General features: G+C 69.4%; 16 protein-coding genes, 1 tRNA gene and 3 pseudogenes. 9 read left to right on the forward strand and 11 right to left on the reverse strand.

What is annotated here, in order from left to right; translation table 11 throughout:
• The first annotated feature begins 365 nt into the window (after window positions 1-365).
• On the forward strand, window positions 366-1,778 hold the full coding sequence (gene lpdA / locus GAS53_RS38720) for a dihydrolipoyl dehydrogenase (RefSeq protein ID WP_151482449.1): 1,413 nt from the start codon (window positions 366-368) through the stop codon (window positions 1,776-1,778).
• 415 nt (window positions 1,779-2,193) lie between these two features.
• On the opposite strand, the pseudogene GAS53_RS56965 reads toward lpdA, so the two are convergent.
• From GAS53_RS56965 to GAS53_RS56970, 3 genes and pseudogenes are all read right to left on the reverse strand, one after another.
• A pseudogene (locus GAS53_RS56965) lies at window positions 2,194-2,334 on the reverse strand (NAD(P)-binding domain-containing protein); the annotation flags it as partial.
• Window positions 2,335-2,785: 451 nt separating this feature from the next.
• Entirely contained in the window at window positions 2,786-2,920 is a 135-nt protein-coding gene (locus tag GAS53_RS55520; protein WP_192583465.1) for an SRPBCC family protein, read from the reverse strand.
• A gap of 169 nt (window positions 2,921-3,089) precedes the next feature.
• A pseudogene (locus GAS53_RS56970) lies at window positions 3,090-3,440 on the reverse strand (zinc-binding dehydrogenase); the annotation flags it as partial.
• Between GAS53_RS56970 and GAS53_RS56975 the strand changes: the two are divergent.
• Together GAS53_RS56975 and GAS53_RS55525 are read left to right on the forward strand one after the other, a co-directional pair.
• Window positions 3,419-3,568, forward strand: coding sequence for a hypothetical protein (locus tag GAS53_RS56975; protein ID WP_225859367.1), 150 nt, complete (start codon window positions 3,419-3,421; stop codon window positions 3,566-3,568). The pseudogene GAS53_RS56970 and the gene GAS53_RS56975 overlap by 22 nt on opposite strands.
• The gene (locus GAS53_RS55525) at window positions 3,565-3,906 is read left to right on the forward strand and encodes an AMP-binding enzyme (RefSeq protein ID WP_192583469.1); all 342 of its coding nucleotides are present in this window, start codon (window positions 3,565-3,567) and stop codon (window positions 3,904-3,906) included. Before GAS53_RS56975 ends, GAS53_RS55525 begins: the two co-directional genes overlap by 4 nt.
• Window positions 3,907-4,387: 481 nt before the next feature.
• On the opposite strand, the gene GAS53_RS38745 is transcribed toward GAS53_RS55525, so the two are convergent.
• Window positions 4,388-6,295, reverse strand: coding sequence for a TerD family protein (locus GAS53_RS38745; protein WP_151482452.1), 1,908 nt, complete (start codon window positions 6,293-6,295; stop codon window positions 4,388-4,390).
• 380 nt (window positions 6,296-6,675) lie between these two features.
• Here GAS53_RS38745 and GAS53_RS38750 point away from each other — a divergent pair, with 380 nt between their 5' ends.
• A complete protein-coding gene (locus tag GAS53_RS38750) occupies window positions 6,676-7,701 on the forward strand; it encodes an alcohol dehydrogenase (protein WP_151482453.1) in 1,026 nt (341 codons plus the stop codon).
• Between the two features lie 138 nt (window positions 7,702-7,839).
• A tRNA-Ile gene (locus GAS53_RS38755) sits at window positions 7,840-7,915 on the forward strand.
• A gap of 346 nt (window positions 7,916-8,261) precedes the next feature.
• Here GAS53_RS38755 and GAS53_RS57785 read toward each other — a convergent pair.
• Genes GAS53_RS57785 through GAS53_RS38765 form a run of 3 tightly spaced genes read right to left on the reverse strand, consistent with a single transcriptional unit; the run spans window position 8,262 to window position 8,968 of the window.
• Complete coding sequence (locus tag GAS53_RS57785) at window positions 8,262-8,387, reverse strand: hypothetical protein (protein ID WP_263974207.1); 126 nt, start codon at window positions 8,385-8,387, stop codon at window positions 8,262-8,264.
• A gap of 27 nt (window positions 8,388-8,414) precedes the next feature.
• On the reverse strand, window positions 8,415-8,756 hold the full coding sequence (locus GAS53_RS38760) for a transposase (protein WP_151482454.1): 342 nt from the start codon (window positions 8,754-8,756) through the stop codon (window positions 8,415-8,417).
• Complete coding sequence (locus GAS53_RS38765) at window positions 8,663-8,968, reverse strand: transposase (protein WP_192583466.1); 306 nt, start codon at window positions 8,966-8,968, stop codon at window positions 8,663-8,665. The genes GAS53_RS38760 and GAS53_RS38765 overlap by 94 nt, the downstream gene beginning before the upstream one ends.
• 16 nt (window positions 8,969-8,984) lie before the next feature.
• On the opposite strand from GAS53_RS38765, the pseudogene GAS53_RS57790 reads away from it, so the two are divergent.
• The 3 genes and pseudogenes from GAS53_RS57790 to GAS53_RS38780 all read left to right on the forward strand — a co-directional run.
• Window positions 8,985-10,337, forward strand: a pseudogene (locus tag GAS53_RS57790) (protein-arginine deiminase family protein); the annotation flags it as partial.
• Entirely contained in the window at window positions 10,315-10,683 is a 369-nt protein-coding gene (locus tag GAS53_RS57795; protein ID WP_151482457.1) for a protein-arginine deiminase family protein, read from the forward strand. The pseudogene GAS53_RS57790 and the gene GAS53_RS57795, both read left to right, overlap by 23 nt.
• Before the next feature lie 185 nt (window positions 10,684-10,868).
• Entirely contained in the window at window positions 10,869-11,933 is a 1,065-nt protein-coding gene (locus GAS53_RS38780; RefSeq protein ID WP_151482458.1) for a LacI family DNA-binding transcriptional regulator, read from the forward strand.
• On the opposite strand, the gene GAS53_RS38785 is transcribed toward GAS53_RS38780, so the two are convergent.
• From GAS53_RS38785 to GAS53_RS38800, 4 genes are all read right to left on the reverse strand, one after another.
• Window positions 11,896-13,296, reverse strand: coding sequence for a glycoside hydrolase family 32 protein (locus tag GAS53_RS38785; RefSeq protein ID WP_151482479.1), 1,401 nt, complete (start codon window positions 13,294-13,296; stop codon window positions 11,896-11,898). The two genes, GAS53_RS38780 and GAS53_RS38785, sit on opposite strands and share 38 nt — an antisense overlap.
• Window positions 13,297-13,301: 5 nt before the next feature.
• Window positions 13,302-14,162, reverse strand: a complete 861-nt coding sequence (locus GAS53_RS38790; protein ID WP_151482459.1) for a carbohydrate ABC transporter permease — start codon at window positions 14,160-14,162, stop codon at window positions 13,302-13,304.
• 65 nt (window positions 14,163-14,227) lie between these two features.
• On the reverse strand, window positions 14,228-15,223 hold the full coding sequence (locus tag GAS53_RS38795) for a carbohydrate ABC transporter permease (protein ID WP_151482460.1): 996 nt from the start codon (window positions 15,221-15,223) through the stop codon (window positions 14,228-14,230).
• The gene (locus tag GAS53_RS38800; protein WP_151482461.1) at window positions 15,220-16,629 is read right to left on the reverse strand and encodes an extracellular solute-binding protein; all 1,410 of its coding nucleotides are present in this window, start codon (window positions 16,627-16,629) and stop codon (window positions 15,220-15,222) included. The genes GAS53_RS38795 and GAS53_RS38800 overlap by 4 nt, the downstream gene beginning before the upstream one ends.
• 197 nt (window positions 16,630-16,826) lie before the next feature.
• On the opposite strand from GAS53_RS38800, the gene GAS53_RS38805 reads away from it, so the two are divergent.
• Complete coding sequence (locus tag GAS53_RS38805) at window positions 16,827-18,413, forward strand: glycoside hydrolase family 32 protein (RefSeq protein WP_225859368.1); 1,587 nt, start codon at window positions 16,827-16,829, stop codon at window positions 18,411-18,413.
• Window positions 18,414-19,035 lie beyond the last annotated feature (622 nt).

The following is a 19,035-nucleotide window of genomic DNA, read 5'->3' on the forward strand; positions in this document are numbered from 1 at the left end:
CCGTTGCCTGGTGTCAGCCGGATGCGTCCGCAAGCCCGGTGCGCACGGCCCGGTTGCCGCCTTCGGCCCCGGCACCCTCAGGCTCGGTGCCGCCGAGGCCGGAGTACACGAAGTCGACGGGGCGTCGGCCCGCCGTCGATGATGGCTGAGCGGGCATAGATCACGGCGCCGGGGCGCTGAAGCGGACGTCCGGGGAACCGGGCCGAGGTGGTGAACCATATGGGCGCCTCCCTCGTCCTCCACCGGCTCCCTTGCGGCGGGCGGTGGCGGATGCCGCCGCTGTCGAGTTGATGAACAGGTTGTTCGATCGGGAGCGAGCCGGTCCCTCGCGGGAGCCGGCCGCCCCAGTGGAAAGGAAGCAGTCCATGGACGAGCAGGGTGAGCGCTTCGACGTCGTCGTACTCGGCGCGGGCCCCGGCGGATACGTTGCCGCCATCCGGGCCGCCCAACTGGGCAAGCGCGTCGCGGTCGTCGAGGAGAAGTACTGGGGCGGCGTCTGCCTGAACGTGGGATGTATCCCCACCAAGGCCCTGCTGCGCAACGCCGAGCTCGCGCACATCTTCACGCGCGAGGCGAAGACCTTCGGCATCAAGGTCGACGGGCAGGTCTCCTTCGACTACGGGGAGGCCTTCCGCCGCAGCCGGAAGGTCGCGGACGGCCGGGTCAAGGGCGTCCACTACCTGATGAAGAAGAACAAGATCACGGAAGTCAGCGGCCGCGGCACGTTCCTGGACCCGCACACGATCGAGGTGGCCGACTACGACGGCAACACCCGCACCATCGGCTTCGACCACTGCGTCATCGCCACCGGTGCGACTCCCAAGCTGCTGCCGGGCACCCGCCGCACTTCCCGCGTGGTGACGTTCGAGGAGCAGATCCTCGCCGAGGACCTGCCGCAGTCGATCGTGATCGCCGGCGCCGGGGCCATCGGCGTCGAGTTCGCCTACGTGCTGCACAACTACGGCGTGAAGGTCACCGTCGTCGAGTTCCTGGACCGCGTCGCCCCGCTGGAGGACGCCGAGGTCTCCGCCGAACTGGCCAAGCAGTACCGGAAGTTGGGCATCGACGTGCTCACCTCGACCCGCGTCGAGTCGATCGACGAGTCCGGCCCGCAGGTCCGTGTCACGGTCACCGGCAAGGACGGCGCGCAGCAGGTCCTGGAGGCCGACAAGGTGCTTCAGGCGATCGGCTTCGCGCCGAACGTCGCCGGTTACGGCCTGGAGAAGACCGGCGTACGCGTCACTGAGCGCGGCGCGATCGACGTGGACGGCCGCTGCCGCACCTCGGTCCCGCACATCTACGCCATCGGGGACGTCACCGCGAAACTGATGCTCGCGCACGCCGCCGAGGCGATGGGCGTGGTCGCCGCCGAGACGATCGCGGACGCGGAGACCATGGAGCTGGACTACGTGATGATCCCGCGCGCCACGTTCTGCCAGCCGCAGATCGCCAGCTTCGGCTACACCGAGGCGCAGGCGCGGGAGAAGGGCTTCGACGTCCAGGTCGCCACGTTCCCGTTCACCGCGAACGCCAAGGCCCACGGCCTGGGCGACGCGAGCGGCTTCGTGAAGCTGATCAGCGACGCCAAGTACGGCGAGCTCCTCGGAGGCCACCTCATCGGCCCCGACGTCACCGAGCTGCTCCCCGAGCTGACCCTGGCCCAGCAGTGGGACCTCACGGTCCACGAGGTCGCCCGCAACGTCCACGCCCACCCCACCCTGGGCGAGGCGGTCAAGGAAGCCGTCCACGGCCTCGCAGGCCACATGATCAACATGTAGCGGGGCGCTCGGCGCAGCGGCAACAGGGCCCGTTGGTGCTCGGATCGGTTTCGCGACCTCGAGCTGCCAAGGGGCCCTGATCCCTTGTTGGGGAGATCCGAGGCAGGGGTGGTTCCCGGGGGTGTTCGAGAAGCCCAACTCCCGTTGCCGTTTCAGCCATTCGCAAACGCGTCTGCTGGGGAAGGCCGGGCACCGTCATTCGTAGGGACCTCGGCGCACAGGTGTCGTTCGATCCTTCTCAGGGCCTGCTGCGTGCCCCTTCCAGGGCCGTACGAATCTCCTTGGCGTCGGCCGGCTTTCCCGGGTCGCGAGGCCAGGGCAGTCGGGGATCCGACAGGTAGGGGAGGACGTAGGCGGGGCTGCCCTCCTGGACGCGCCAGCTCTCGGTCGTGGCGCCGGCGTCGACCGTGTCGTAGCCGAGGCGGCCGGTGAGACCTCGCAGGGTCTCGGGACCGCGCGAGTTGCTGAGCACCACGTCGATCCCCGCGTCGACGGCCAGGCGCGCCACCGCGCCGCCGATGTTGCCGCTTCCGATGATGCCGAGCGTGTGGTTCATTGCTTTTCCTTGTGGTGATGGTCTTCGTCTTTGGGCGTACCCGTCGGCGCCCGCAGACCGTGGCGGGTGTGTAACTGCGGTCTGCGGGCGCGGAAGTGTTCCGGTGCGGACGGCTGTCCGGGGTGTGGGCTGCGCGGGGCGGTCAGTGCCCGGATTCGAGTCGTTCTTTGAGGGCCCTGCCGTAGCTCGCGGAGCCCTCCTCCAACTTGGCCCGGTTGGGCTCCACGGTTTCCACGGCGGCCGGGCCGGTGAACTCCTCGGATTCCGTGTATCGCGTTCCGCCGTCGCGTGGGTCGAGGAGGAAGGAATGTTCCCCCGTGACGACGCCGGGAATGCCGCCCTCCCAGGCAAGCCGTCGCGGTGCCTCGTAGTGGAGGACCGTGAAGTCGTACTCCCCGTCGATCTCGGATCCGTTCGACAGACGGGCCCGCAGCCGGGTTCCGGGCAGGATTTAGGTGGGGACATCGACGAAGCTCAGGTCGGGGTGCCACTGCGCGTATCCGGCGAAGTCGGTCAGGACCCTCCACACCTCCTCGGGGGGAGAGGCGATGTCGGTGACCGCGCTGATGACTGGGTTGTGCTGCATGTTTCTCAGGCCTCCCTGCGGTTTTCCAGGATGATCTTGCCCCGGGCGTGGCCGCCGGCCAGCAGCTGCTGGGCCTGTGCCGCCTGGGATCATCGCCGTCGAGGTGGAGGAAGACGTCAATGGTCCCTTCGTACTCGGTGGTGGACCGTGTGATGGAAGCGACCCGCGCCCCGAGGACGGCGACTGCTTGTGTCGTGGCCAGGGAGCCACGCCCCGCGGTGTCGAGGACCGCGTCGACCCCGTCCGGGGCGATCTTCCGCACCTGCTCGACGAGCTCGTCGCCGTACCGCACCGGCGTCGCTCCCAGGGACTCGATGAACGCCTGGCTGGCCTCGGAACCCGTCCCGATCACGCGTGCGCCTCGCGCTATGGCGATCTGGACGGCGAGGTGTCCGACGCCACCCGCCGCCCCGTGCACCAGGACGGTGTCGCCGGCGGTCACCTGGAGGCTGTGCACGATCGCCTGGGCGGGCCACCCTGTTCGCCGGCGTTCCGCAGATGCACGCCGCCCTCCTGGCACACCCCGGCTTCGACTCCTACGACCTCCAGGCCCTCGACATCCTGGTGTCCGGCGGCGACTTGGTCCCGCCAGAGCTCATAGCGGAGGCCGAGCGCAGGTTCGGAGCACGGACGAACGCGGCTATGTGACCATCACCGGCCGCCTCAGGGACCTGATCATTCGCGGCGGCGAGAACATCTACCCCGCGGAGATCGAGACCGTACTGGCAGCCCATCCCCTCGTCCGGCAGGCGGCAGTGCTCGGCGTCCCCGACCCCGGGTGGGGCGAACAGATCGCCGCCGTGATCAGCCCCGCCGATCCCCGCCACCCGCCCACCGCCGCCGAACTCCACGACCACCTGCGCAACGTCCTGGCCCTCCCCACAAGACGCCACGCCAGTGGTACGTGGCGGGCGACATCCCCGCCAACGCCATGGGGAAAACCCAGAAGTTTGTCCTGCGCCACCGCATCATCGACGGCGATCTGACCGCACTCGAAGAGGAGAGGCAGTGACGTCGCCTGCGGCACGTCCGTGGCAACGCGGCCGCGTCCCAGGCGATCGTTGTCGATGCGGAGCCGCTGAATCGCTGAATCGCGGTGGTGGCGAAGTCGAGCCGCTCGGCCAGGTCTCGGTCGGCGGACCGCAGGCGGTTGTTGTCGGCCGTCAGCTTGTCGTCGTGACAGCCACAGCGACAGGCGCCGCCCCCACCGCCTGATCGTGGAACACGACCTCGTCCGGCGAGAGTTGGGGGAGTGCGGCCTGTGGGGCTTCGAGGTGCTGGGCCTTTCACGGGGCCGATCCCTTCGCCGCACAGGCGGCGGATGGGGGATCGGGTTCGACCATGACTCGCCCGGGGACAGGGCCACGTCCCTGCCGCAGTGCACCGCTGCGCTCCACGATGCCGGCGCCAGTCACAGCGAAAGCATGCACCAGCTGGCACCCAGACCTTCATCTCCGGCATAGCCGTTCAGTCGGCGATGTCGACCCCGTATCCGCGTGCGAGGGCGTCGAGACCGTGGTCGTAGCCTTGGCCGATGGTGCGCAGGCGCCAGACCGGACCTCTGCGGTAGATCTCCGCAAGCAGCATGGTGCGTTCGGTGGTGGCGGCGTCCAGGGTCGCCCGGGCGACGGGTGCTCCGCTGCTACCCGGGGCCGCACCGATCTGGATCGCGCCGACCGTCCCGAAGGTGGCGGCACCGTCGATGGCCGCGGCGACGACGACCTTGCGGGTCGAGGGCGGCAGGGATGCGAGGTCGACGGCGAGGGTCTGTTCGGCGGGGCCGCCGGTGAGGAGCCGCACGGTGCCGGCGGGGCTTTCCGGGGCGCCGTAGAAGATGAACTCCTCGTCGAAGGTGACCTGTTCGTCCTCGTCGAGGAGGAACGCGACGACGTCGATCTCGCAGCCGGTCTGCGGAGCCCAGCTGGCCGTGACGTACCACTCGGGCGCGGGTGCGCCGTGTGGCATGGGCAGGTCGATGACGCCGCCCCTGGGCATCACCTGTGGCTCTTGTGCCCGGACGGCCGCCGTGCCCTGGTCGGCGGCTGTCGGCGCGGTGAGCCAATGCTCGTCGTGCACGGGGAGTTCAAGGGCGGTGATGCGGTTCATGCGGCGGTCGTTCTGGCCGCCGGTGAGCAGGACGACGTCGGTGACGCTGGCCGACAGGTTGATCGCCGCAGATCCGCCCAACTCGACGACACGGGTACGGGCCGCGGCGGCAACGGCATGGACACCACCGAGCACCAGTACCCGGTGACCCGTCAGCGGCTGGTCCAAGAGGCCGGCCGAGTCGCCGACTTGGCGCGGGGCGGGAATGGATACGCCAGGGGAGGGCGGCGGCAGGACAGGCACGTCCGGGACCAGCGCCGTGGTGGATTCGGGCTCGGTGACCTGGATTCGTGCCGTCGCCGGTGCCGCCACGGGCGCAATCGGCACGGCGGAAGCGGCCGTCGCCTCATGCGCTGTCCCGGTTCGTACGTCGGCCAGCAGCCGCAGGAAGGTGTGCTCGTCGATGACGGGCACGCCTTCGGCGACTGCTCGTCGGGCCTTCGCCGAATCGGACGCCGGCTCGTTGGTGACCAGCACGCTGGTGTGCCGACTCACGGAGGTCATCATGTTCAGCCCGGCGGCAACCGCCCGCCCGACCAGCTCCGCCCGGGCGTGGGCGGTTTCACCGGTGATCGCGATCTTCATCCCCTGCTGGAGCGGCCCGCCGGGAGCCAGATGTCCCGGATTCCGGTACGCGCACGGCGTCTTGGGCGGCTTAGGCGTGAACTGGGACTCGGCCCGGGGCGGGCAGGCGACGAGTGGCAACGGCAGATCGAGCCGCGCCGCCTCGCGCAGCGACGCCTGCAGGATCCCGGCCAGCACCCGGGTGTCGTCCAGAGCATCGTGCGCCTGCTGCTGGCGGACGCCGTAATGAGCGGCGAGGGTGCCCAGCTTCATGTCGTCCGTCGGCGGATCCACCTGACGATTCAGGGCCAGGGTGCACAACCGCTGTGACACCGGCAGCCACATCCGCGCGCGGGCGAACTCGTAGGCCAGGAAGTCGTAGTCGAACTGGGCGTTGTGGGCGACCAGGACCCGGTCCTGGAGCATCGCCCCGATCCGGCCGGCTACCTGGTCGAAGGTCGGCGCACCCTGCAGCCGCTCGGCGGTCAGCCCGTGCACCTCCACCGGCCCCGGGGCGCAGCCCGGATTGAGCAGGGTCGAGAACTCCCCGGTCTGCTCGCCGTCCGGACCGATGGTCAGCACCGCGACCGACAGCACCCGGTCCCGCCGGGCCATGAGCCCCGAGGTTTCCACATCGACCAAGGCCCAGTCGTGGGCGTAGTCGCCCGTAGCGGGCACGTTGAATGAGGTGGAGGCGAGACTCATGGCGCCAAGGATGATCGGCTATTCACCACTCCTTCAACCCGTATGCCGTTTTACCCTGGTTTGGAGGGCTGTCACGGGCCCGTCGTGTTGTGCCCGGCCAGGTTCACCCCGAGCACCGCGGCGGCGGGTTGCGACCGGTCGCCTTCCCGTTGCCAGGCTGGTCGAGCAGTGGTGGGATGGACGTGCTCTTGCGTCGGAACGCGAGAGGAGGTGAGCATCAGGCGATGGGTGCCGAGTGCGACTCCACAGTCGGCCAACCCGGCGATTGGGATCGTGGTTTCGGCGAGGCCCGCCCCCTCACTCCTTCCTTTTAGTGCGCGATCGGCCCGGAGCTGGTCTGCCGGTCTCAGGGGCTGTCGCACCCGTTCCCGGAGAGACAGATGAACACCTATCGAGTCGCGCAGGTGGCGACCGCCGGCGGGCCGTTCGAGATCGTTGAGCGTGAGGTGCCGCAGCCGGGCCCCGGCCATGTACGGATGGCCGTGGAGGCCTGCGGGATCTGCCACAGCGACGACTTTTTCGTGAATGCCGGAATGCCCGGCGTCCGATTTCCGCTGGTTCCCGGGCACGAGGTCGCCGGGCGCATCGAGGAACTCGGCGAAGGAACCCAGGACAGAGGCTGGCAGGTGGGCGACCGCGTGACGGTGGGCTGGTTCGGAGGCAGCTGCGGTCACTGCGAGCCCTGCAGGCAGGGCGACTTCATCGTGTGCGAGAGCCTCAAGATCCCCGGGTGGGCATACGACGGTGGCTTCGCCGAGGTGATGATCGCGCCGACCGACGCCCTGGCCAGGATTCCCGACGCGCTGTCGGCGACCGACGCGGGGCCCATGGCCTGCGCGGGTGTGACCACGTACAACGGGCTGCGGCGTAGTTCCGCCCGGCCGGGCGATCTGGTCGCCGTTCTCGGCATCGGCGGCCTGGGACACTTGGGAGTGAAGTATGCGGTCGCCATGGGCTTCGAGACAGTGGCGATCGCCCGGGGAGCCGACAAGGCCGACTTCGCCAAGCAACTCGGCGCTCACCACTACATAGACAGCACGGCACCGACCGCCGTCGCGGAAGCCCTGCAATCTCTCGGCGGTGCCAAGGTCGTACTGGCCACCGCCGGCAGCTCCGACGCCATCACGGCGACCGTGGACGGGATGTCCCACCGCGGCGAGCTTGTGGTCATCGGGGCGACTCCCGACCCGATGGGGATCAGCCCGTTCCAGCTGATCCTGAGCGGCAGGATCGTCCGCGGTCACCCGTCCGGCACCGCGCAGGATGTGCGGGACACCATGGAGTTCAGCGTCCTTCATGGCATCCGCCCGACGGTCGAGACCGTGCCGCTGAGCCAGGCCGGCGAGGCCTATCAGAAGATGCTCTCCGGCGCTGCCCGCTTCCGAATGGTGCTCACCACCCGCTGACGTACGCGCCCCTCGTCCGCCACCCGCGAGACGCCTGGCAGTTCCTCATGCACACTGCCCGGCGTCAGGAGGGGCCGCAGCAGAGTACTTGCCGGCGCCTGATCCCATCGTTGAACTTCCGCCGACTCCCTCGGGTTTGGGTAAGCGAGGCACAGAACCCAGGAGCAGCGGACTCATAATCCGTCGACCGTGGGTTCGAGTCCCACCCGCCCCACTTGTGCAGGTTGATGACCTGCGGAAACGTTCCTCGTGAGGTGTCGGACCGTCAACTCCCGCTCAGCGGACTGAATCCGCTGCTCGCGAGTTCGACGCCAGGTTGGTCTGTGTCAGCTGATGTTGCTCTGACCTGCACGTATGCGCCCGGGAACGTAGCTGGTGAGGCGTGTTCTGGTCGGCTCTGCTGCGGCGAGGCCGACCGCGTCGGGGCCGAGTTGGCTGCGGCCGAGCGGGAGTGGCAGGAGTGGGTGATCGCCCGCAGGTGGGTCGATACGGTGCTGGTTCCGGACGGCGGCAACACCTGGTCGCGCGGGGTTGGCTGGCCGAGCCGGCGCCAGGCCGGTTCATGCTCGCCCGCGGTGTGGCCGGGCCAGGCGGCGGGTCATGAGCCCGGTCATCGACCAGTAGACCATCGCCTCGGGGCTGGTGGTGCGGCGTTCGAAGTCGCTGACCAGGCGACGGGTACGCATCAGGTGGGCGAAGAGGCGCTCGATGATCTACCGCTTGGGCAGCAGCACGAACCCCTTCTGGTCGTCGCTGCGCTTGACGATCGCCAGCACCAGCACCAGCACCAGCACCAGCACCAGCACCAGCACTAGCGCGAGCGTGGCCAGGCAGTGCTCGGCGAGGCTGCCGGTGTAGCCGCCATCAGCCCAGACCAGGGCCAGCCGGTGATGCGCATCGGCGACCTGCTCAAGCAGAACCTGGGCGGCGGTGCGGTCGCCGACATCCGCGCTCGTGACCATCACCCCCCCAGCAGCAGGCCGAGCGTGTCGACCACGACATGCCGCTTGAGCCCGTTGACCAGCTTGGCGCCGTCGAAGCCACGGCTGTCCGATCCGACGACGGCATCCGCCTTGACGGACTGCGAGTCAATCACTGCGGCCGTCGGCTCCGCATCCCGGCCCAGCTTCTCGCGGACCTGTCCGCGCAGCCGGTCGGGGAAGTCCCTGACCAGACCATGGTCACGCCAGCGGCGGAAGAACGCATAGACCCGCTCCCACGGCGGGAAGTCCCCGGGCATCGACCGCCACTTGATCCCGTTGTCCACGAGGCACGGTCGCCGCTTGAACCGCAAAACGACGTGGAGCAGCGGGCGGGGCGCGATCTTCCTGCCGAACATCGGTGACAAGCAGCGGCGCTGCAAGACGAGGACGCCGGACGGCCGGTGGCTGTCCAATGCTCAGCTTGAGGCCTGCAACGACGCCCAGGGCAACGTCGTACGGGCGCCCGAGTACCTCGCGCCGCTGCGCACGGTCCCGGTCGGCAACGTCTCGGACGCCGGCACCGGCAGCCTCCAGCTGGTCGGCGCGGGCAAGTCCAAGGTCCGGCTGTTCCTCAAGCGCGGCGACACCTGGACCTACGTCACCACCGGCACCCGCGTCACCGCCGCCGAACTGCGCGCCGGGCTCCGGCTCGGCCTGGACGGGCGGGACGTCATACGGGAGGACTGGGACGGCCGGATCACCGTCAAGTTCACCGTCACCGACGGCGACCGCACCTCCACGGACGAGGTGATGCTGCGCGCCGCCCCGCTCCTGACCCAGCACCACCTGCAGCGCGCGGAGCAGGCGCTGGTCGTGGACGGAAGCCGCCAGGACCCCAACCAGCGGAAGTTCGCGCGAGAGTTCGCCAAGGAGGTGCGCAAGGCCGGCATCACCAAGCCGACGTACCGGTTCAAGGACGGCTCCGACATCTGGACGCAGGACTTCGTCGAGCCCGGTTACGTCAGCATGCCCGGCCCGGGCGGCAAGCCGCGCGTCCTGCGGGTGATGATGCGGTCGGCGCAGATGGACCGCGCGGCCGGCCGGCAGGTCTTCGAGCTGCGCGGCCCCGGTGTCGGCGTCGTGCAGGTCAACAAGGGGAAGTACGACCAGATCAACTCCACGGGCAACCTGGAGACCATCCCGCCGTACACCCACAAGGGCAAGTCCTACCCGGCGGGCCGGATCATCACCGGCGGGCACGGCTCGCAGCGGCCGGCGCACACGGGTTTCGTCAAGGCCCAGGGCGCCCAGGACCCGCTGCTGCTGGAAACCGGCTGGCTCGCCATCGGTCACGTGGACGAGTTCGTGCAGTTCCTGCCCGCCGACACCCCGCGCGGCTGGAAGATCGGCATCGCCGACCCGGAGGGCACGCTCGCCCTGCTGCGCAAGGCGCAGCACGACGGGCACGGCCACACGAAGGCGTTCTCCATCCCGCGCTCCTACGCCGATGGCCGTACCCCCACGATCGACCAGGCCCTGTCCAACAAGAAGCTGCTCAAGGACAACGCCTACGCCGGCCGGAAGATCAAGGAGAACCTGGGGCTGCTGAAGCGCGAGACCGGCGTCACGGACGACGAGATCGTGAAGATCCCGGCGATGTTCGAGCGCTTCGCAGGCTTCCCCGGACAGCGTGAGCCGTCGGACGGGGCCCCCAAGCTCGCCGCCTACTACCCCGGAGCCATCAACGGGGGTCGTACTCGCCCCTCACAAGTACCTCGCCCCCAAGCAGTGGGGCCCGATCGTGGCCGGCAAGGACATCCTCGCTGAGGCGGTGACCAAGGCGTACGCCAAGGTCGGCACGCGGGTGCGCTACCTGGACGACTGGCGCACCCACCACGTCTTCGGCGGCGAGGTGCACTGCGGCACCAACACGATCCGCGCCGCCGGCACCGCCTGGTGGAACTCCCCCGTAAGTGATGAGGAAACGGCCCCGAGAGAAAGCGACCTCGCAGGGGGCCCTCGAAGGTTGTCGAGCGCGGTCGAGGCCGAGTCTCGTTGAGGCGTGCTGACAGCCGCGAGGGACGGCGGTCGGACGTCCACGGTCGCACGGCGACCTGCGCCCCGGCGTGCCGAGGTCAGCGGCTGTTCCGCCCCGGTGTCCCATTCGGTCTGCGGCGGCGGGCTCCGCGACATCTCCCCGCGGGTAGGCTTTGCCTGACCAGGCAAAGTCGGCGGGGACGAGGCATGAGCGGGGTCGAGAAGACGCGGGGTGGCGGGGCTGAGCGGGCGACCTCGCGGGATGTCGCCCGGCTTGCCGGGGTGTCGCACACTGCCGTGTCCTTCGTCTTCAACGGGCGTGCCCAGGGCAACCTCTCCGCCGAGACGCAGGAGAAGATCCGCAAGGCGGCCGAACAGCTCGGCTACCGGCCGAACGCGGTCGCCCGCGGCCTGCGCCGGAGTCGTACCGCCGTGATCGGTCTGGTCACGGACGAGATCGCCACCTCGCCGTTCGCCGGGCGGCTGCTGCGCGGGGCCATGGACATGGCGTGGCGCAGTGAGCACCTGGTGCTCACCGTCGACTCCGGGCAGGACCCGGTCGCCGAGGACGCGGCTGTCGCCGAACTGCTCGACCGGAGGGTCGACGGGATCATCTACGCCGCGCTGTCGTTGCGCCGCGCCCGAGTCCCGGAAGGGCTGCACCGCACGTTCGCCGTGTTCGCCAACTGTCTTCCCGAGGACGGCTCCCTCCCGGCCGTCATCCCCGCCGAGCGGGCCGGTGGCCGCAGCGCCGCACGCGTCCTTCTCGACGCGGGCCACCGCCGTGTCGCCCTGGTGGGCGGTCTGGACGACATCGCGACCGCGGAACGGCTGCGCGGCTTCCGGGACGCGCTGCGGACGGTGGGGCTGACCGCCGAGAAGGACTGGATTATGCGGACGGGAGGGGAGATCGCCGCCGGGTACCAGGGCGCGCTGCGGCTGCTGGACGGTGTTCCCGCCCACCGGCGGCCCACGGGGATCGTCTGTTACAACGACCGGGTCGCCGCGGGCGTCCTCCACGCCGCCGCGCGCCTGGGCCTCGACGTGCCCGCCGAGCTGTCCGTCGTCGGCTATGACGACCAGGAACACATGGCGGCTTTCCTCAGCCCGCCCCTCACCACGGTCGCTCTGCCCCATCGCGCGATGGGAGAGACGGCCGTCCGCCTGCTCCTGGACGCTATCGACAGCGGGACCGCGCCGCCGGTCACCACCCGGCGGCTGGAGTGTCCCGTCGTCACGCGGGGTTCGGTGGGACCAGCTCCCAGCCCGTGACCTCGACGTCCGTCCCCGTCACGGTCAGCTCCGCGATGTCGTCGTCCCGTCGGTACACCCGTTCCGTGGCCGTCGCCCGATCACCCGCGAACAGTTCCAGCAGGGAGCCGTCCACGAGGATCCGTACGGTGAGGGTCTCGCCCGGCGGGGTCGGCAGGACCAGGGGGGCCGTGCCGTCCGGGCGGGAGCGTGGCCAGGCCGTGCGGTCCAGGGTCACCGTGCCGGACGCCGGATCGAGTCGCACGGTCAGTTCGGCCCCGGACGTGGCCCGCAGCAGACTCACGGTCGCCGCTGAACGGGCAGTCACCAGCAGGTCGTACGCGAGGGGGAGTGGCCGGTGCGGTCCTGGTGCGGCCGTGAACGGGACGGCCGCTCGCAGTAGTTCGAGCTCCGGAGCCGGTACGACCCGTAGCGTGCCGTCGTCGTGGGTGTCCATCACGCGGGGTGCCGTGAGGACTCCGGACCAGCCCGCGCGGTCCACCTCCTCGGGTGGGCGTGACTCCCAGGACCAGCCCCAGAGCAGGGCGCGGCCGGACTCCGTGTCCTGGAGGACGGAGGGAGCGTAGAAGTCACGGCCGAGGTCCAGCGGGCCGCCGCCCGTACCGGCCGCGAACCTCGGTGCACCGTCCGTCTGCTCCACCAGACGGCCCGTGACGTACGCCGTGCTCAGCGGGTCGCCGTCCCACAGGGCCACCGCCAGCACCCAGTCGCCCCCGGGGGGCGCCCACAACTGCGGGCACTCCCAGCCGATCGCCCGCTTGCCGAAGGCGCGGGCCGCCGCCGGGTCCCGGCCGTCCAGCAGGACCCCGGCGAACCGCCAGTCGTGCAGGTCCTCACAGTCGTACACCAGGACGGACGGGGTGCCGTCGGCGTGGCCGGCGCCCATCAGCGCCCAGCGGCGTCCGGCGAAGCGGAAGACGAAAGGGTCCCGGAACATCGTCACGTCCAGGCCGGGTGGTGGGCCGGCGACCACCGGCACCGGCAGTTGCTTCCACTTCTGGAGGCCGTCGTCCTCGGCCACGGCGAGACAGATCACGCTCAGGCCCTGGTGGTCGTGGTCGATCCCGGAGTACACCGCTGTCGGTACACCACCGTCGTCCACCACGCAGCCGGACCAGCAGCCCGCCTCGTCCGGGCCGTCGGGCGTGGGGCGCAGGGCGATCCCGTGGTCGTCCCAGTGGGCGAGGTCGGGGCTGGAGGCGTGGCCCCAGTGGACGTTCGTGTGCACGGGGGCGTCGGGGTTGTGCTGGTAGAAGAGGTGGTATCGATCGCCCCAGCGGAACGGGCCGTTCGGGTCGTTCATCCAGTTGGCCGGCGGGCGGACCCTGAAACGCGGGCTGTTGGCGTCGGTCGACCGGCTCACGGAACTCAACGATTGACTCCTGCTGATGTGATGCCCTCGCGCAGAGGGCGCTGGCCGACGACGAACACGACGACGGCGGGGATCATGGAGAGGACGACTCCGGCGAGGACGACGGAGATCGAGCCGGTGCCGAGGTTGCCCTGGAGGGAGACCAGGCCCAGGGGCAGCGTGAGGTTCTCGGTGGAGGTTTCGAGGATCAGCGGCCGGAAGAACTCGTTCCAGTGGTAGTTGAAGGCCAGCACGCCGACGATGGCGAGACCGGGGGCCGCCAAGGGGGCGTACACCGACCGGAAGACGCGCCACGGACCCGCGCCGTCGATCATCGCCGCCTCGCCCAGGTCCTTCGGCATGCCCAGGAAGTACTGGCGCATCAGGAAGGTGCCGAAGGCCGTCGGGAAGGCCGGGACGATGAGGCCGAGCAGGGTGTCGGTCAGACCCATCGTCTTCAGTTCCAGGAAGACCGGGACCATCGTGACCTGCAACGGCACCATCATCGTGGCCAGGACCAGCGCGAACAGCGGCTTCTTGAAGCGGAATTCGAGGCGGGCGAAGGCATAGCCCGCCAGGCCCGCGGTGATCATCTGGCCGGCCGCGATCAGCGCGGTCACCAGGGTGGAGTTCAGTGCGTACAGCCAGACGTCGATCTGGTCGAAGACCCCGCGGTAGGCGTCGACGGTGGGGTTCGTGGGGATGATCTCCGGCGGCAGGTCGAAGGACTCCGCCGGCGTGCGCAGTGACGTCGACACCGTCCAGATGACCGGGCCGAGCGTCAACAGGGCGCACAGTGCCAGGCCTGCGATCCGGCCCCAGGGCGCCAGGCCGTGCCGTACGCGTGACGCGGTGGGGCTCGTGCGGGGACCCGGCATCGAACCCGATGCCGAACTCGGTGCCGGACTTGAGAGGGAACTCGTACTCATCTGACTCACCCGGCTCACTGGTAGTGGACGTAACGCCGGCTGAGCCGGAACTGGAGTGCGGTGACCGCCATGATCAGGGCGAAGAGCAGGACGCCCACGGCGGACGCCTCGCCGAAGCGGAGCTGCTCGAAGGCCGTCTCGTAGATGACCATCACGACCGTGCGCGTCGAGTCGCCGGGACCGCCCGCCGTGAGGACGTACGGCTGCTCGAAGACCTGGAGGGCGTTGATGATGCCGACCACGGACGCCACCAGGAGCGTGGGCGACAGCAGCGGCAGGGTGATGGCGAGGTGTTTGCGCACCCCGCTCGCGCCGTCCAGCGAAGCCGCCTCGTGCACCTCTTTCGGGATGTTGTTCAGGCCGCCGACGAACAGCAGGAACGAGAAGCCGAACTGCTGCCAGACGTACGCCAGGACCACGGCCGCCATCGCCCCGTTCTCCGAGGTCAGCCACGGGACCGAGGGGATACCGACCGTGCCGAGGAGCCAGTTCACGGGGCCGAAGTCCTGGTTGAACAGGTACTTCATCACCACCGAGATGGACGCGGCGGACAGCACCAGCGGGAAGAAGAACGCCGAACGGAACACGGACCGCAGCCACTTGGGCATCCGGCCGTTCACCGCGATCGCCAGCACGAGCGCGATCAGCAACTGGAGTGCGACCGCGAGCACCATGAAGACGAGCGTGTTGCGGAAGGAGACGAGGACCGTCGAATCGGTCAGGATCTCCCGGTAGTTGGCCGCTCCGGCCCACCGCGGGTCGTCGATCACGTCCCACTGGAAGAGGCTGAGGACGACCGAGCCGACGATCGGTACGACCGTGAAGACGACGATGCCGACGACGGTGGGCGCGAGGAACAGTACGGCGAGGAGGCGGGTGCCCCGGGTGCGGATGGTGGTGGCGGCCGTGGACTCGGATGCCTTACGGGTCTGACCGGTCCTGCGGTTCCTGCGGCTCTTGCGGGTGCGGGCGGGCTCCGGCCCCACGGGCCTGATCTCGGTGTTCGTCACACTTCACGCTCCATGGCCTGCTCCAGGTCCCCCTGCAGCCGGCGCAGCGCGGGACGTACCACGCCGGGGCTCGCGAGGGCGGTTCCGGTGTGCTTGATCAGCAGCTGCTCGACCTCGTTGACCTGCGGCGGGGCCGGGATCGGGCCGGTGGTGGGGATCTTGTCGAGGGTGTCGTAGAAGACCTGCCAGTGGGCCGGGCCGGTCTCCCGGTAGCGGGCCTCGTCGACCATGGAGCGGCGGGCCGGAGTGGTCTGGTTGGCCGCGAAGAGCTGGGTCATCACGTCCTTGCGGGCGGTGTACTTGATGAACTCCCAGGCCTCGTCCCGCATCGTCGACGTGCGCAGCATCGCGTACCCGGCGGCGCCGAACTGGTGACGCCGGGTGCGCCAGCGCGGGAAGTACCGCACGTCGTAGTCGGCCGGTTTCATGCCCGCCTCATGCAGGCCGCCCGCCCAGAAGCCGCCCGCGGGCGTGACACCGACACGGCCGGTCGAGAAGACGCCGACGAGGTTGCGGCCGTCGCCGCCCTCGGGCCGGGTGCACAGGTCCTCCTGGACGAGGGAGGAGAGGTAGTCGTAGACCTCCGCGACGCGGTCGGAGTCGGCCAGGGGTGTCGTCCACCGGTAGCCGCCGCCCCGGCCGCGCCGCTGCGCCTCGGGATAGAAGGAGTTCCAGAGCCAGTCGCCGCCGGGGGCCTTGGACTCGGTGAGGAGGTTGGTGTCGTTGGCGAAGAGCCAGGGGACCACTCCGCCCCACAGCCGGTTGGTCCAGAAGTACGGCGTGAACCGGTCGCCGTTGCTGCGTTTCATCGCTCGCAGCAGCGTGGTGAAGTCGTCGTGGGTCCAGTCGTCGTCGGGGAGGTCGGCACCCGCGCGTTCGAGGACCCGGCTGTTGACGTACATGTCGGCCGCGTTGAACTCGACCGGCAGCTGGTAGAGGCTCCCCTCGTACATCATCGACTCGACCAGCGAGGGATGGACGTCGGCGAAGTACGTGCGCAGCTCGGCCGCGTCCCGCTTCGCCCACCTGTCCAGCGGTACACCGAGCCGCTGGGCGAAGAGCTGCACGCCCTCGGTGGCGACGTACACGAGGTCGGGTGCCGTGCCCGCGGCGATCTGGGTGAGGATCTTGGAGAAGAAGTCCGACCAGTCGTAGGCCTGTACGGGGTTGATGCGGATCCTGATGTCGGGGTGGACCTCGCGGAATCCGTCGCGCAGGGCGCGCTGCGCCTCGGGGTTGAAGGCGGAGCCCAGGGTGGCGATGACGAGCGAGCCGTCGTCGCGGCCGGGGATGTCGGCGGCGGTGAGGCGGTCCCAGCCGGCCGCGACACCGGCGAGAGCGGCGGCTCCGGCGCCGTATGCGCCGTAGCGCATCAGGGCCCGTCGGGAGAGGAGCGAGTCGGTCATCGGCGAGCCTAACTCGTGTTAGCCGAAGTTTGATTTCATGATGATGGGAACCCAGCTGCGGCTCTGTCAAGGGATGCGCGGATGGGAAGTTGGGGGGACGGCCGGTGCGCGAGGGCTTGACCTTTAACGAGTTAGGTATACGGTTCCGGTCCCATGAGCCGTGTCCCGACGACGACGTCGGGGAAGGGAGCCGCACGATGCGTGGCATGAAGAGGAGTTCGCTCGGCCCAGAGGAGACCGTGTCCAGGCGGTCGCTGCTGACGGCCTCGGCCGTCGGCGCCGCCGGTGTTCTGCTGCCGGACCTCGTGAGACCGGCGGTGGCGGTGCCCCGCGGGGCGACGGCCGCGTGCACGGGCAGCTACCGTGCCGAGTACCACTTCACGGTCCCCGACCAGTGGATGAACGACCCGCAGCGCCCGATCTGGATCGACGGCGAGTACCACTACTACTACCTCTACAACCCCGACTACTCGACGGGCGGCACGACGGCCGGCACCGCCTGGCGCCTGGCCACCAGCACCGACCTCGTCTCCTTCACCGACCGGGGCGTCGCCGTGCCGAAGGACACGACGCCCAACGGCGATGTCTGGTCCGGCTCGGCGGTGGTCGACACGGACGACACGGCGGGCTTCGGCGCGGGTGCGGTGATCGTCATCGCCACCATGGCGCCCGACGATGTCACCCAGGCCCAGTACCTGTACTACTCGACGGACGCCGGCCGCACCTTCACGAACCACGGCACCGCCCCGGTCCTCCCCAACCCCGGCGTACGGGACTTCCGCGACCCCAAGGTGATCCGCGACGAGGAGCGCGGGCGGTGGGTGATGCTGCTCGCCGAGAACGACAAAGTCGGCTTCTACCACTCCGCCGACCTCAAGGCGTGGACGTACGTCGGCGGCTTCGTCAAGGGAGGCATCGGCGTCCTGGAGTGCCCCGACCTGTTCCGGATCAGGGCGGACGACGGGACCTGGAAGTGGGTGCTGGGCGTCAGCGCCAACGGCAAGGGCTCCGGGCTGCCGAGCACGTTCGCGTACTGGACGGGTTCCTTCGACGGTACGACCTTCACCGCCGACGCGTCCGATCCCCAGTGGCTGGACCACGGCTGGGACTGGTACGCGGCGGTCACCTTCGACAAACGTGACGCGAGCGGGGTCCTGGACCCTGACGCGCGGTATGCGATCGGCTGGATGAACCACTGGGACTACGCGAACACCACGCCCACGATCGAGTGCGACGGCTTCAACGGCACCGACTCGATCGTCCGCGAGGTACGGCTGAAGCACGCGTCGGGTACGTATTACCTGGCGTCCCAGCCGGTGGCGGCCCTGGACGACCATGTGTTGCGCACGGTGGACCTCGGCGACATCGCGGTCGACGGCACACGACCGCTCGACTACACGGGTACCGCGTACGAGCTGACCTGTGAGATCACCTGGGACCAACTGGTGGGCGCCGGCCTCCAGTTGCGGCGGTCGTCGGACGGTGGGCGGCACATCGACGCGGGGGTCTACGGCGACTACGCCTTCGTCAACCGCGGTTACACCGTGAGCCCCGACACCTCCGGCCGCTGGCAGGAGAGCCGCACGCCGTTCGACCTGTCCGCCGGCACGGTCCGCCTGCGGATCCTCGTCGACCGCACGTCCGTCGAGATGTTCGTCGGCGACGGCCGGTACGTGCACTCGACCGAGGCCTTCCCCGACCCGTCCGACACCGCACTGGCGCTGTTCACGATCGACGGGCAGGCGGTGTTCCGGAACGTGGTGATCCGGGAGTTCACAGTCTGATCCGACGGGGAGGTGGCCGGGGAGGGCCGAGAGGCTGCCGACGACCGGCGCGCCAGGGCTGTCTATACCGAGGCAGGCTAGATATCGGCACCGCGGAAACGGGCACGAGATTCCACGCCCGCACATGTGATGGAGCCTCGCCCGTCGGCAGGGGAATCCGCCGCGTGCGAGTTCGAGAGGTCCTGTCCAGCTGGCGAGATCACTCTCGACGCCGTCGGTCTTGCCCCTTGCGGCCTCATTGAGGCCGCGTTGAGGCCGCAAGGACAGGAACAGACCGACAAGTGTTGACGAGCACCGACACCACTCACCTCGCCTGAGCTGCTGAAACGTCATGGATGAGCGCTGATCGGCAAGAGCCGCCAAGATCCCGAATGGACTCATAATCCGTCGGCGGTGGGTTCGAGTCCCACCCGCCCCACTGTGGGGCGAGGGCAACCCTCTCTGGCCTGCGGAAAACGGCGATCGAGTGGCTTCGGTGAGGGGCTGAAGCCGCTCGGATCGTGAAGTGTGAGTCCGAGCCAGTTGCCTTCGGCGCTCTATAAAACTGCCGGACCTGATTCGGTCCGAGTGATTGACCGTGTCCCGTCAGATTGCGATTCTGAAGCAGAAGGCTGAACACGAG

This window comes from Streptomyces albicerus (assembly GCF_008905045.1).
Taxonomy (GTDB): domain Bacteria; phylum Actinomycetota; class Actinomycetes; order Streptomycetales; family Streptomycetaceae; genus Streptomyces; species Streptomyces albicerus.

Coding starts and splice junctions, on each gene's coding strand:
- GAS53_RS56975 (WP_225859367.1), top strand. CDS start 3,419: ATGCACGCCGCCCTCCTGGCACACCCCGGCTTCGACTCCTACGACCTC.
- GAS53_RS38745 (WP_151482452.1), bottom strand. CDS start 6,295: ATGAGTCTCGCCTCCACCTCATTCAACGTGCCCGCTACGGGCGACTAC.
- GAS53_RS38780 (WP_151482458.1), top strand. CDS start 10,869: ATGAGCGGGGTCGAGAAGACGCGGGGTGGCGGGGCTGAGCGGGCGACC.
- GAS53_RS38805 (WP_225859368.1), top strand. CDS start 16,827: ATGCGTGGCATGAAGAGGAGTTCGCTCGGCCCAGAGGAGACCGTGTCC.
- GAS53_RS38790 (WP_151482459.1), bottom strand. CDS start 14,162: ATGCCGGGTCCCCGCACGAGCCCCACCGCGTCACGCGTACGGCACGGC.
- lpdA (WP_151482449.1), top strand. CDS start 366: ATGGACGAGCAGGGTGAGCGCTTCGACGTCGTCGTACTCGGCGCGGGC.
- GAS53_RS55520 (WP_192583465.1), bottom strand. CDS start 2,920: ATGCAGCACAACCCAGTCATCAGCGCGGTCACCGACATCGCCTCTCCC.
- GAS53_RS38750 (WP_151482453.1), top strand. CDS start 6,676: ATGAACACCTATCGAGTCGCGCAGGTGGCGACCGCCGGCGGGCCGTTC.
- GAS53_RS57785 (WP_263974207.1), bottom strand. CDS start 8,387: ATGCGTACCCGTCGCCTGGTCAGCGACTTCGAACGCCGCACCACCAGC.
- GAS53_RS38800 (WP_151482461.1), bottom strand. CDS start 16,629: ATGACCGACTCGCTCCTCTCCCGACGGGCCCTGATGCGCTACGGCGCA.